Origin of the sequence: Nocardiopsis eucommiae, assembly GCF_965344335.1 — a bacterium.
GTDB lineage: Bacteria > Actinomycetota > Actinomycetes > Streptosporangiales > Streptosporangiaceae > Nocardiopsis > Nocardiopsis eucommiae.
In genome coordinates this window covers 26,006-38,378 of record NZ_CBDRIY010000013.1, presented here as the reverse complement: position 1 = coordinate 38,378, position 12,373 = coordinate 26,006, and the positions used below count along the sequence as shown (strand labels likewise).

Sequence of the window (12,373 nt, the reverse complement as noted above, 5' to 3'; positions counted from 1 at the left end):
GGTTCCTCCTCGGGCGGGAAGCCCCCGCCGTGTTCGTGGGTTCTCACCGGTGATGGCCCGGTGCCACTGTGGGCAACCGGACCCCGCCGGTCACCCATCCCGACGACGAGGAAGTGAGACGACCCATGGCCCAGGAGGCGCAGATCCACCCGGGACCGGAGCCCCGGGAGCTGCGGCAGGACGCCCAGCGCAACCGACTCAGCGTGCTGCGGGCCGCCCGGACGGTCTTCCGGGAGCGCGGTCTGGAAGCGACGACGCGGAGCGTGGCCCACCACGCGGGGGTCTCGGCCGCCACCGTCCACCGGCGCTTCCCCGGCCGGGACGCGCTCGTGGCCGACCTGGCCGAGCACGCGGCGCGGGAACTGGTGGAACACTTCCGCGACCTGGCCCGCACGGTCCCGGCGGATCTGGCGTTGGAGCGCGCCCTGCGCGTCGTCGCCGCCGAGACGGTGGCCACGCGCGCGTGCGCACCGGAGCACCGTGAGCGCTTCGCGGACCGGGCGCGCGAGCTCGACGAACGCGTCCACCTGGCACTGCACCGGCTGCTGGTGAGCGCCCAGGAGGGCGGTCGGATCGCGGCGACGGTCACCGCCCAGGACCTGCGGTTGGTCAGGACCGCCGTCACGGCCGTCGTGGCCGCCGAACCGGACACCGAACGCGCGGGTCGGGCGGCCCAGCGCATGGTGACCCACTTCGTCCGGTCCTTCCGCGGCACGGACTGACCCCGGGCACGCGGGACGCCTGGGGCAGTGCGGGGAAGGGTTCGCGACCGCGTGACGGGCATCGGGTCTGTGGGAGAGACCGGGGTCGCGAGGAGCGGTACCAGCGAGAGACCCCCGCCCGCCCCGGATGGGGCGGGCGGGGGCGTGTGCTCGGATTCAGGGGCCCTCGGGTCCCTCGTCGGTGGAGGTCGACCCCAGTTCGTTCAGCCAGGCCAGGTGGCTCGCCAGGGCCGTGCGTCCCTCGGGGGTCAGGCGGAACCAGGTCTTGGGGCGGCGCCCGACGGCGCCCTTGCGGACCTCCAGGTACCCGGCGTCCTCCAGGGTGCGGCTGTGTTTGGAGACCATCGGGTCGCTGATGCCGATCAGGTCGCGCACGGTGGCGAAGTCGATCCACTGTGCGCCTTGGAGGAGCGCGCACATCGCCAGGCGGGGTCCGGTCTCCAGTTCCGTGTGGCGTTGGGCGCTCACGCCCGTACCCGGCCGTCCTCGATGTCACGGCGCATGGCCGTCTGCACCCACAGGTAGCCGCACAGCGAGGTCAGTGCCACGGGCCCCAGCACGGCCAGGGCCAGGCCCTCCTGCCCCCGTCCGACCAGGGTGTGGATGGCGATCAGGCCGAGGACCGTGACGATCAGGACGACCACGCGCGGGCGCCGGGCGCTGGGGTAGGCGCTGGCCCAACGCGGCAGGGTGACGCCGGTGCGCCGACGACGCGCCCAGCTCAGTCCGGCCGCCGCCACGGCCACCACGACCAGAATCCACTGGAGGTGGCGGCTCTCGAGTGAGAGCAGGGACATCCAGATCGGCAGGCCGGCGACCAGCGTGCAGCCGACCGCTTGGAGGGCCCAGAAGGAGGCGGGCGGTGCGGTGTGGGCGGCGAGCCTGCGGCGGGCTTCGGCGGCCTGGTCGAGCGGAGGTGTGGGGTCGGCGTCCATGGCCATCTCCTGTCCGTTCATCAATTACTTTCTAAAAGGAAAGTAGATTCCGTGGCGGGGGTTGTCAACCCCGGGCACCCCGTGGCCCCGGCACCGTCCGGGGTCCCGGGGCCACGGAACCCCAGCTCACGCCGTGTGTGGGGTCGCCGACGGAAAGATTCGACCAGAGGTCCCCGAAGCGACCGAGCCACGCGATCCCGAGGGCGACGAGTCCCGCCACCTCCGGCCACGCGCGTGGAGAGGACACGGGCCCGCACCGATCAGGAGACCGGCCCCGCCTCAGCGAGCCGCCACCACGGCACACGGGTCCGCCGTCCGAGACCGAGCGGACCCCCACCACCCCGGGTCACAGGGCGTGGCCGCCCGCGACCTGCACCACCTGCCCCGTCACCCAGCGAGCCTGGTCCGAGGCCAGGAACACCACCGCGTCAGCGATGTCCCCCGGCTCACCCACCCGACCCATCGGCACGATCCCCTCGACCCGCGCCACCAGCTCCTCGTCCATCCACCCCGTCTGCACCGGACCCGGCGCGACCGCGTTCACACGCACACCCCGCCCGGCCAGGTCCAACGCGGTCGAGCGGGTCAACGCCTCCAACGCCGCCTTCGACGTCCCGTACCCGGTCTGCCCGGAAAAGGCCCGCGCGGCGTCGGTCGTGACGTTGACGACGCACAGCGACTCCCGACCCCGACGACGCTCCACCACCTGGGAGGTCAGGAGCGCCGGGGCGATCGCGTTCACCCGGTAGTGGCGCTCCAGCGAGCCGTATGTCAGCGTGTCCACGGTGTCCGGGCTCTCACAGTGCGCGGCGTTGTTGACCAGGACGTGGACCGCCCCGGCCCGCTCCACGACCTCACCCACCAGCCGGGACGGCCCCTCGGGGTCAGACAGGTCGGTGCTCACCGCGAAGGAGCCGTGCCCCAGCTCGCGCGCCAACCGGTGGGCCTCCTCCTCCGCGGGGGTCACGTGTCCCCACACGGCGCCCTCCGGAACGGGGGCGTCCCGGGCCAGGTAGTGCACGGCCACTCGCGCCCCCTGCGCCGCGAACGCGCGGCTGACCGCCGCGCCGATGTTGCCGGATCCGCCCGTGACCAGGACGGTGCGTCCAGCCAGGCCAGTGTCGATCATCAGGTCTCCTTCGTGGGTGTCGGTTCGACGGGGACTCGACCCGCAGGGGAGGCCCACGCGGCGACGCCCGCCCACGGCGGAGAACTGGAGGAGAGGAGGTGACGAACACGGACGTCCCGAAACGGAGCAGGGTTCACCCCACGGGGCTGGGCGCCACGCACATGGGGACCGACGACTCTCAGGAACGCATGCCCGCATGCTACCCACCACAGGCCGACCCGACGACCCGTTTTCCACCGCCCCGAAAACCAGGGGCCCGATCCCACAGGGGGTGTCAGAATCCTCGGCCATGGAACCCACCGTCCCCGCCGCCGCGCACACGATCGCCGCACGCCACCACGTCCCACCCGAGCAGGTCCACCCACTACCTCCGGGCGGCGCTCACCACGTCCTCGCCCTCGGCCCCGACCTGGTCCTTCGTCTGCCCCGCACCCCCGACGACGCCGACAACCCACACACGGAGGCCGCCCTCATCCCCCTGGCCCGCCGCGCCGGCGTACGCACCCCCCGACCTGGTCACCACCACCCAGATCGGCCACCAACTGGCCCCTCATCCACAGCGTCCCCACGACCGACCCGCCCGCGCCCTGGCCGGACCTCGCACCACCCCACCCGTGAGGGCCGCCCTCACTCCCGGGTGAGGGCGAGCACCCGGCCCAGGTGGTGCTCCGCGATCCCCACCAGCACCGCACGGTCGGGGAAGTCCCCGTCCAACAACCGCAACGGCCCCGCCACCAACGACAGGTGCTCCGCCCACGCGTACAACTCCGTACGCGCCGGATCCAACCCCGGACGCTCCAGGTACCGGTACAGGTCACCGAACCGCACCCGCAGGAACGCGTGCTCCCACTCGGCGTCGAAGAACATCAGCCCCTCCACGTCGATCAGCACCGGCTCCCCCGAGGGATCCACCAGCACGTGGTCGGGCCCCAGCTCACCGTGTACCAACCCGTGTTCGAACCGGGGACCCACCCGTTCGAACAACGCACCCAACCGCACCTCCACGGCGGAGGCGACCTCCGCCAGCTCCGGCCTGCGCCGCGCCCCCTCGGCCAGATCCACCAGCGCCCGCTCCACCACCAGCTCCGCGCCGGAACGATCCCGCACCAGCGGGCGCGACACCTTGCCCACCCCCGACTCCCACCGGGTCCCCATCGCCGCCAACACCTCACCCAACCGGCCCAGCACACCCTCTACGAACACCGGATCACCGTGGGCGATGTGCTCCTCCAAGGTGGGACCGCGCACATCCTCCACCAGGGCCACGTCCGCGCCGCCGAGCCCCCGGTGGTCGCGCTCCACCCACAGCACACGCGGGGTACGCACCCCCAACGGCTCCAGCGCCTCGACCGCGCCCACGAACAGGTCCACACCGTCCGCGTGGGAGAAGGGCCCCTCCACGGCGGGGGAGGCGGGCCAGTAGTTCTCCGCCGCACTCCACACGTAGGCGACCACACTGGACTCGTCCGCCGTGACCAGCCGGTACACGCCCTTCTTCGTACCACCGCGCAACCGCTCCACCCCCACGACCCGAACACCCAGGGCACGACGGGCCAGCTCCCGCAACAGACCAACAGGGGGCAGGGCACGCACAGCACACTCCAAGGGGGGTGAGGGGCGGAACCGCCCCAACCTAGACCGCCCGTGCGGGGTTGTCGACCCCACGCAGGCTCTGCGTCCCCCCGCGTTCACACCCCGTTACACCCCCGCCGCTAACCTCACCAGCGTCCCGCCCCCGCACGAAAGCGAACCCCCCATGACCGCGTCCCCCCGCCACGCGGCACGCCGCCCGCTGCGTATCCGTCACGCCCTGGCCCTGCTCGGGGTCGGCGCCATGACCCTGGCCCCCGCCGTCGCCCTGCCCACCACCGCCTCCGCGCAGCAGGCCCCCGAGCGGCTCACCCTCTCCCCCACCGCCGACCCCGCCACCTCCCAGACCGTGACCTGGCGCGCCGACCACGGCCGCACCGCCGTCCTGGAAATCGCCCCCACCACCGACCCCGACCAGGTCACCCGGGTCCAGGGGCAGGTCACCGGCGACGCGGGCGGCACCCACTACGCGGCCACCGCCACCGACCTGACCCCCGACACCGCCTACCGGTACCGGGTGGGCGACGGCGACCAGACCGTCGCCGCGTGGCACACCTTCACCACCGCCTCCCACGAGGCCGACCCCTTCAGCTTCCTGTACTTCGGTGACATCCAGAACGACATCACCTCCGGCGCCGCCCCGGTCGTACGCGCCGCCCTGGCCGCCGAACCCGACGCCGCACTGGCCGTGCACGCCGGGGACCTCATCGACCACGCCAACAGCGACTCCCAGTGGGGCGAGTGGTACGACGCCTTCGGCAGCCAGACCACCGGCGGCATCAACCACGTGACCGCCCCCGGCAACCACGAGTACTCGGGCACCAACCTCAGCGACCACTGGACCCCGCAGTTCCCCGGCGCGGGCAACGGCCCCACCGACGGCGCCGACCTCAACGAGACCGTCTACCACACCGACTACCAGGGCGTGCGGTTCGTGGTCCTGAACTCCAACTACCGCAACACCACCCCGCTACGGCCCGGAGCGTGGCTGGACACCCAGCGCGACTGGCTCGCGTCGGTGCTGGAGGACAACCCGAACCCGTGGACCGTGGTCACCTTCCACCACCCGGTCTTCTCCAACAGCCCCGGCCGCGACAACGGCCCCCTGCGCGACTCCTGGCTCCCGATCCTGGAGGAGCACGACGTCGACCTCGTCCTCCAGGGCCACGACCACTCCTACAGCCGCGGCAACCTGACCGCGAACCGCACCCAGGACCCCGACACCCACACCGGCCCCGTGTACGCGGTCACCGTCACCGGCCCCAAGATGTACGACGCCCAGGACGACAACTGGGCCGACCGCGGCGCCGAGGCCCGCGTCCAGCTCACCGACACCCAGACCTTCCAGACCGTGGAGGTGGACGGCCCGCACCTGGAGTACGTGGCCCGCACCGCCGACGGCCGGGTCGTGGACTCCTTCACCATCGTCAAGGACGACCAGGGCAAGCGTGTGACCACCACGTCCTGACCCTCGAACCCTCTCCCCGAGGGCGCCCGGAGCCGCGTGCGGGCGGCCCGGGCGCCCCACCCTTCCCCCCGGCCTACCGGGTCGGGTCCAGGGCGTGCTCCGCCTCCGCCATGACCAGGTCCGCGTTGATCGCCGCCCCTGCCCTGTTGCCCGCGGCCGCCGAACCGACCACCTGTGCGCTGGGCGAGGTGACGTCGCCCGCCGCCCACACCCCCGGCACCGAGGTCGCGCCCATCGCGTCGACCTCCACATGGGTGCCCATGACGTGCTCGCCCATCCGCACCTCGCTCACCGCGACCCCCAGGTCGGCAAGCAACCGCGAACGCGCACGCATGAACGTGGGCACCACCACCACGCGCACCGCGACCACGACGCCGTCCACGGTGCGCACACCGCTCACCCCGTCGGCGTCGGACTCCACCGCCCGGACCGGGCCGTCGACCACGGTGACCCCGCGCGCCACCAGCTTCTCCCGGCCCTGCGGGCCCAGGTCCCGCGCGGGGTCGGCCAGGACCGTCACCCGATCGGTCCACTGCCGCCACAACAGCCCGGCGTGCACGGCCACCGGCCCGTCGGCCACCACCGCCACCGGTTGGTCGCGCACCTCCCACCCGTGGCAGTAGGGGCAGTGCAGCACCCCCGAACCCCAGTGCTCGGCCAACCCGTCGATGTCGGGCAGCTCGTCCACCAACCCGGTGGTCACCAGCAACCGCCGCGCCCCCACCACGGACCCGTCCGCGAGCCCCACGGCGAACCCGTCGCCCGCGCGCTCCACGGCCACCACCCGGCCCGACTCGACCACACCCCCGTAGGAGGCCACCTCCGCACGCCCGCGTTCGAGCAGCTCAGCAGGGGAGACACCCTCCTGCCCCAGCAGGCCGTGCACCCCCTCGGCCGGGGCGTTACGCGGGCGCCCCTCGTCCACCACCAGCACCGACCGGCGCGCCCGGGCCAGGGACAGCGCCCCCGCCAACCCGGCCACACCGCCACCGACCACCACGACCTCGACCTCACGCGTGGGCTCGTCCATCACAGTCCTCCTCAGTTCGTGCCCCCATCCTCACCCCCACCCCACCAACCGACAACAATCCTTGCCAGAACAGCAAAACACCAGGTGGGAACCTCCCCCCACACGCAAACCCACCCATGCCCTAGGCTCCCCACCCATGAACAGCACCTGGAACACCGACACCATCTGGCTCAACACCGCCCAGTACGGCATCCCACCCACCACCGCCCACCACGCCCTCACCCACGCCACCCACACCTGGCACACCGCCACCGCCGACCCCCAACACTGGAGCCAGACCACCGAAACCGTCCGCGCCCGCTTCGCCCAACTCCTCCACGCCCCCACCGACGACATCACCCTGGGCGCCAGCACCGCCCAACTCGTCGGCACCATCGCCGCCTCCCTCCCCGACGGCGCCCACGTCCTCGTCCCCCAAGGCGAGTTCACCTCCACCACCTTCCCCTTCCACGCCCACGCCGACCGCGGCATCACCGTGCACACCGCACCCCTGCACGCCCTGGCCGACCACATCACCCCCACCACCCACCTCGTCGCCTACAGCCCCGTCCAATCAGCCAACGGCGCCCTGGCCCCCACCGACGACATCCTCACCGCCGCCCGCACCCACCACACCCTCGTCCTGGCCGACGCCACCCAGGCCGCCGGCTGGCTCCCCCTGGACGCCACCCGCTTCGACGCCCTCGTCTGCTCCGCCTACAAATGGCTCATGTCCCCCCGAGGCCTGGCCATGGCCTACCTCTCCCCCCACCTACGCACCCGCCTGCGCCCCATCAACGCCGGACCCATAGCCGACACCGACCCCGCCACCGCCTTCTACCGCGACCACTTCACCCCCTCACCCACCGCCCGCGCCTTCGACCTCTCCCCCAACTGGCTCGCCGCCGTCGCCGCCGCACCCGCCCTGGACACCCTCCTGCACCACGGCGTCGACCACGTCCACACCCACAACACCCGCCTCACCGACCGCTTCCGCGCCCACCTGGACCAACCCCCCGCCCACTCCGCCATCACCACCGTCGACCACCCCGACGCCCTGGCCACCCTGCGCGCGGCCGGCATCACCGCCACCGAACGCGAGGGCCACACCCGCCTCGCCTTCCACCTGTACAACACCGAAGCCGACGCCGACCTGGCCGCCAAGGTCCTCACCACCTGACCCCCCACACGACGAAGGGGGCTGGAACACCAGCCCCCTCAACGCCCCACCACCGGTCAGGGAACGATCCCCTCCCGCTCGGGCCGCACGTTCCCCATCACCCGCTTCACCACGATCTCGATCACCGCGCGATCCGCGTTCGCACGCGGCTCCCGATACCGCGACGCGTACCGGCGCACCGCCTCGGCCACCACCGCCGGATCACGGCTCACCCACGCCTCACCCTCCAACGTCGACCACCGCCGCCCGTCCACCTGGCACACCGACACCCGCGACCCCGGCCGCGCCTCCAGGTTCCGCACCTTGAAACTCGTGGCCGAGGAGATCACCCGCGCCAGATGCCGCTCCGGGTCATAGGTCACCCCCACCGGCACCTGGTGCAGACTCCCGTCCGCACGCGGCGACGCCAACGTGCACAGGTGCCGCTCACCCCAGAACACCAGGAACGGATCCGTCTCCCCGAGCACGGACTCCCTCTGCACACCACTCACACCCGACTCCCCCGACACAGGACCCCCTACTTCCACACCCGGACCACTGCCCCCAACGATCCCAGCCCCGCCACCCACCACCACACCAACCCCACCAAAAACACACAAAACCCACCAGCGGCACCCCCACCCGACCGCAACCGCCGCCACACCACCGCCCACACCAGCAACACCAGCAACACCGGCGGCATCGCCGAGACCGTGGTCGCCGCCACCGACCTCTACTCCCACCCGCACTGACACACCAGAGCGGGGACGGCACCGCCACCGGATCGCCGCGCGGCCCGCTCCCCGACACCGCACCACCACACACGACCCCACCCACGGGCCTACACCAACCCCCGCACCAACCCCACCGTGCGCTCCAACTCCTCCTCCGAGTTGTAGTAGTGCACCGACGCCCGCACCACCGCGTGCCCCGGCCCCTCCGACCACCGCTGATCAAAGGGCCGCGCCACACTCGTACGCACCCCCCGCTCCCGCAACGCCCCCACCACCCACTCCGACTCACGCCCACCCACCGAGAACGTCACGATCCCCGACAACTCCCGCCCCCGGTCATGCACCACCACCCCCGGCACCTCACCCAACGCCCCCCGCAACCACCCCGCCAAACCGTCGATCCGCTCCCGCGCCCACCCCATCCCCACCCGACGCGCATAGGCCGCCGCCACACCCAACCCCACCTGCGCCGCCACCGCGTGCTCGAACGCCTCGAACCCCGCCGCCCCCGGCAACACCCGGTACTCACCCGGCCCGCTCCACCGACCACCCACGTGGTTCACCACCAACGGCTCACCCAACCGGGTCCCCTCCCGCACATACAGGAACCCCGTCCCCCGCGGCCCCCGCAGGAACTTACGCCCGGTCCCCGAGAGCAGATCACACCCGATCCGCTCCACATCGACCTCCCACTGCCCCACCGACTGGCAGGCGTCCAACAGGTACGTCACCCCGAACCGCCGACACGCCGCCCCCACCGCCTCGGCCGGATTCACCAACCCGCTGTGCGTGGGCATGTGGTTGATCGCCACCAACCCCACGTCCCCACGCCCCAACTCCTCCGCCAACACCCCCACGTCCACCACCCCGTCGGCGTCGTCGGGCACCACCTCCACCCGCACCCCACGCAACGCCGCCAACCGCAACAACCCCACCCCGTTGCTCGCGTACTCACTCCTGGTCGTCAACACCCGCTGCCCCGGCTCCAACACCACCGCACCCAACGCCAACGACCACGCCTGCGACGCCCCCTCGAAGAACACCACCTCCCCCGGCGACGCCCCGATCAACCCCGCCACCTGCTCCGTACACCCCTCCACAGCCCCCGCCGCACGCTCCCGCGCCTCGTACCCACCCACCCGGGTCTCCAGCTCCAGATGCCCCACGACCGCCTCGTGCACCACCGACGGCACCAACGACGACCCCGCGTTGTCCAGGAACACCAACCCCGCGCACCCCGGCGTCTGCGCCCGCAACCCAGCCACGTCCACCACGCGCCCACTCCTCACCTCGACGACGACCCCTCACCCGCACCCTGCCCCACCCCGGGCCGAGACCACCACCCCCACACCGGCCCCGATGTGTCCCACACCGCCCCCACCACAGGCCAACCCACCCCCCGCCATCAGCCACAATGGCCAACAACCCACACCACCCGAAGAAAGGGCGCCCGGCTGCCATGGCCATCCCCAAAGCCGAACTCCACCTCCACATCGAAGGCACCCTGGAACCCGAACTCGCCTTCCACCTGGCCGACCGCAACGGCATCACCCTGCCCCACGCCGACGTCCAGGCCCTGCGCGACGCCTACTCCTTCACCGACCTCCAGTCCTTCCTCAACCTCTACTACGAGCTCATGGACGTCCTGCGCACCGAAGCCGACTTCCACGACCTCGCGGAGGCCTACCTCACCCGCGCCGCCACCCAGGGCGTCCGCCACGCCGAGATCTTCTTCGACCCCCAGGCCCACACCAACCGCGGCGTCCCCCTGGCCACCGTCATCAACGGCCTCTCCTCCGCCCTGGACACCAGCCTCCAACGCCACAACATCTCCACCAGCCTCATCCTCTGCTTCCTGCGCGACCTCCCCGCCAGCGAAGCCATGGACACCCTCCACGCCGCCCGCCCCCACCTGCACCAGATCAACGCCGTCGGCCTGGACTCCGCCGAGGTCGGCAACCCGCCCGAGAAGTTCACCGAGGTCTTCCAGGCCGCCGCCGACCTCGGCCTGCACCGCGTCGCCCACGCCGGAGAGGAAGGCCCCGCCGACTACATCTGGCAGGCCCTCGACCTCCTGGGCGCCGAACGCATCGACCACGGCATCCGCTGCCTGGACGACCCCGCACTCGTCACCCACCTGGCCACCACCCAGACCCCCCTGACCGTGTGCCCCTTCTCCAACGTCCGCCTGCGCGCCGTCGACACCCTCGCCGACCACCCCCTGCCCGCTCTCATGGACGCCGGCCTCCTGGTCACCGTCAACTCCGACGACCCCTCCTACTTCGGCGGCTACGTCAACGACAACTACCTCGGCCTCCAGGAACACCTCGGCCTGGACCACGACCACCTGCGCACCCTGGCCCGCAACTCCTTCACCGCCTCCTTCCTGCCCGAGGAACGCCGCCAGGCCCTCCTCGCCGAAGTCGACGCCCACACCTTCTGACCCCGCACCACACAGAAAAAAAGGGGGGCCCGCGCACCACGCGCGAGGCCCCCCTTTTTCATCCCGCCCTCACCGCCACGTCAACGACTGACCGTGCTCCCCCGTGTACCCCACCACCCGACCATCCACCGCCAACGTGAAGTCACCCTCCACCACCGGACGCGCCCCCTCCCACCCCGGGAAGACCCGCCAGTCCTCGTTCGACACCCAGTGCCCCGGCAACCCACCCACCAACCGCTCCCACTCCACCCGCTCACCCTCGGACAGATACGCCGCCACCGCACTGTGGAAGACCACCAACGTCGCCCCCGACGGCGCCCGCCCCGCCAACTCCGGCAGGGCCTCCAACAGGTTCCCCGCCACCATCACCGGCGGATCGGCCGCCGCCACCGACGCCGCCGCACGCAACCGCGCCACCCGCTCGGCCCGATGCTCCCCCGGCCAGACCAGCGACTCCAACCACCGCACGTCGTCGGCGTCCGAGGCGTCCAACGGGTTCAGGTCCAACCCCGCCCGCCACACCACCTCCGGCACCCGCCCGGGCACCGGCACCCGACCACGGGTCCCGCACTCCAACAGCACCGGACTCCCCTGCGGCCCCACCGGAGCACCCCCGTCATAGGAGTACCGGTACCGGTCCGGGTACAGGCACAACCCCGCCGACGCACCCACCTCCACCAGAGCCAACGGCCCCTCCAGCCGGGCCAGGACCGGCAGCAGCGTGGCGCACCGACGCACCTCGTTGGTCTGGGTCATGCGCGTCTCCACCACCCGGCGCACCCGCTCCCAGTGCTCCACCACCCACTCCCGGAACCCCTCCCAGGAGTCGATCGGCCCACCCAGGTACCGCACCGCCCCCAACAACAGGTTGGGCTGGCGCTTGTTCCCCTCGGGCAGCGACGCCACCAGCTCCCGCACCTCCGCGTCCCCGGCCACCCCCAGGGCGAGGCGCTCGTACTCGACCGACCCCCCGCGCGCGCAGCTGGCCGCGAACCCCCGGTACCGTTCCGCGATCCGTGCGCTCTCCCGCTCGGCCGCCGCGTCCACACTCACCGTCGCACCCTCCTCCGCGAACACTTCAGGTGCGCGGCAACCTACCGTCCCCGTCCCCGACCACCGAGCACCGCCCCACGGTCGAGCACCCCTTCAGCGACACCACGAAGACCCCCACAACACCCGGAGAA

Annotated in this window: 12 protein-coding genes; 4 read left to right on the top strand and 8 right to left on the bottom strand. The window is 72.2% G+C overall.

The window, feature by feature from the left end; translation table 11 throughout:
• Positions 1 to 125 precede the first annotated feature (125 nt).
• The gene (locus ACRWK8_RS10380) at positions 126 to 722 is read left to right on the top strand and encodes a TetR/AcrR family transcriptional regulator (protein WP_431869850.1); all 597 of its coding nucleotides are present in this window, start codon (positions 126 to 128) and stop codon (positions 720 to 722) included.
• Positions 723 to 878: 156 nt separating this feature from the next.
• Here the strand turns inward: ACRWK8_RS10380 and ACRWK8_RS10375 are convergent, their stop codons facing one another.
• From ACRWK8_RS10375 to ACRWK8_RS10360, 4 genes are all read right to left on the bottom strand, one after another.
• A complete protein-coding gene (locus ACRWK8_RS10375; RefSeq protein WP_431869848.1) occupies positions 879 to 1,190 on the bottom strand; it encodes a winged helix-turn-helix domain-containing protein in 312 nt (103 codons plus the stop codon).
• A complete protein-coding gene (locus ACRWK8_RS10370; RefSeq protein WP_431869846.1) occupies positions 1,187 to 1,678 on the bottom strand; it encodes a hypothetical protein in 492 nt (163 codons plus the stop codon). Before ACRWK8_RS10370 ends, ACRWK8_RS10375 begins: the two co-directional genes overlap by 4 nt.
• Before the next feature lie 325 nt (positions 1,679 to 2,003).
• On the bottom strand, positions 2,004 to 2,786 hold the full coding sequence (locus ACRWK8_RS10365; RefSeq protein ID WP_431869844.1) for an SDR family NAD(P)-dependent oxidoreductase: 783 nt from the start codon (positions 2,784 to 2,786) through the stop codon (positions 2,004 to 2,006).
• Positions 2,787 to 3,413: 627 nt separating this feature from the next.
• Entirely contained in the window at positions 3,414 to 4,379 is a 966-nt protein-coding gene (locus ACRWK8_RS10360; protein WP_431869842.1) for a phosphotransferase family protein, read from the bottom strand.
• A 163-nt stretch (positions 4,380 to 4,542) separates the two neighbouring features.
• Here ACRWK8_RS10360 and ACRWK8_RS10355 point away from each other — a divergent pair, with 163 nt between their 5' ends.
• Complete coding sequence (locus ACRWK8_RS10355) at positions 4,543 to 5,844, top strand: purple acid phosphatase family protein (protein ID WP_431869840.1); 1,302 nt, start codon at positions 4,543 to 4,545, stop codon at positions 5,842 to 5,844.
• A 73-nt stretch (positions 5,845 to 5,917) separates the two neighbouring features.
• Here ACRWK8_RS10355 and ACRWK8_RS10350 read toward each other — a convergent pair whose 3' ends face one another.
• Positions 5,918 to 6,874 (bottom strand): NAD(P)/FAD-dependent oxidoreductase, encoded by a 957-nt coding sequence (locus ACRWK8_RS10350; protein WP_431869838.1) that lies wholly within the window; start codon positions 6,872 to 6,874, stop codon positions 5,918 to 5,920.
• A gap of 136 nt (positions 6,875 to 7,010) precedes the next feature.
• Between ACRWK8_RS10350 and ACRWK8_RS10345 the strand changes: the two genes are divergently transcribed.
• Positions 7,011 to 8,033, top strand: coding sequence for an aminotransferase class V-fold PLP-dependent enzyme (locus tag ACRWK8_RS10345; RefSeq protein ID WP_431869836.1), 1,023 nt, complete (start codon positions 7,011 to 7,013; stop codon positions 8,031 to 8,033).
• A gap of 56 nt (positions 8,034 to 8,089) precedes the next feature.
• On the opposite strand, the gene ACRWK8_RS10340 is transcribed toward ACRWK8_RS10345, so the two are convergent.
• Together ACRWK8_RS10340 and ACRWK8_RS10335 are read right to left on the bottom strand one after the other, a co-directional pair.
• Positions 8,090 to 8,515 carry a pyridoxamine 5'-phosphate oxidase family protein gene (locus ACRWK8_RS10340; RefSeq protein WP_378740491.1) on the bottom strand — a complete coding sequence of 142 codons (426 nt, stop codon included), beginning with the start codon at positions 8,513 to 8,515 and terminating at the stop codon, positions 8,090 to 8,092.
• A 338-nt stretch (positions 8,516 to 8,853) separates the two neighbouring features.
• Positions 8,854 to 10,017: an aminotransferase class V-fold PLP-dependent enzyme gene (locus tag ACRWK8_RS10335; protein ID WP_378740489.1), complete on the bottom strand. Its 1,164-nt coding sequence runs from the start codon at positions 10,015 to 10,017 to the stop codon at positions 8,854 to 8,856.
• A 188-nt stretch (positions 10,018 to 10,205) separates the two neighbouring features.
• Between ACRWK8_RS10335 and ACRWK8_RS10330 the strand changes: the two genes are divergently transcribed.
• On the top strand, positions 10,206 to 11,189 hold the full coding sequence (locus ACRWK8_RS10330) for an adenosine deaminase (protein ID WP_378740221.1): 984 nt from the start codon (positions 10,206 to 10,208) through the stop codon (positions 11,187 to 11,189).
• Positions 11,190 to 11,258: 69 nt separating this feature from the next.
• Here the strand turns inward: ACRWK8_RS10330 and ACRWK8_RS10325 are convergent, their stop codons facing one another.
• Positions 11,259 to 12,242 (bottom strand): DUF2332 domain-containing protein, encoded by a 984-nt coding sequence (locus tag ACRWK8_RS10325; RefSeq protein ID WP_378740219.1) that lies wholly within the window; start codon positions 12,240 to 12,242, stop codon positions 11,259 to 11,261.
• Positions 12,243 to 12,373 lie beyond the last annotated feature (131 nt).

Excerpts from the sequence above, each read along its gene's own strand:
- ACRWK8_RS10380 (WP_431869850.1), top strand. The coding sequence starts at position 126 with ATGGCCCAGGAGGCGCAGATCCACCCGGGACCGGAGCCCCGGGAGCTG.
- ACRWK8_RS10370 (WP_431869846.1), bottom strand. The coding sequence starts at position 1,678 with ATGAACGGACAGGAGATGGCCATGGACGCCGACCCCACACCTCCGCTC.
- ACRWK8_RS10365 (WP_431869844.1), bottom strand. The coding sequence starts at position 2,786 with ATGATCGACACTGGCCTGGCTGGACGCACCGTCCTGGTCACGGGCGGA.
- ACRWK8_RS10355 (WP_431869840.1), top strand. The coding sequence starts at position 4,543 with ATGACCGCGTCCCCCCGCCACGCGGCACGCCGCCCGCTGCGTATCCGT.
- ACRWK8_RS10350 (WP_431869838.1), bottom strand. The coding sequence starts at position 6,874 with ATGGACGAGCCCACGCGTGAGGTCGAGGTCGTGGTGGTCGGTGGCGGT.
- ACRWK8_RS10345 (WP_431869836.1), top strand. The coding sequence starts at position 7,011 with ATGAACAGCACCTGGAACACCGACACCATCTGGCTCAACACCGCCCAG.
- ACRWK8_RS10330 (WP_378740221.1), top strand. The coding sequence starts at position 10,206 with ATGGCCATCCCCAAAGCCGAACTCCACCTCCACATCGAAGGCACCCTG.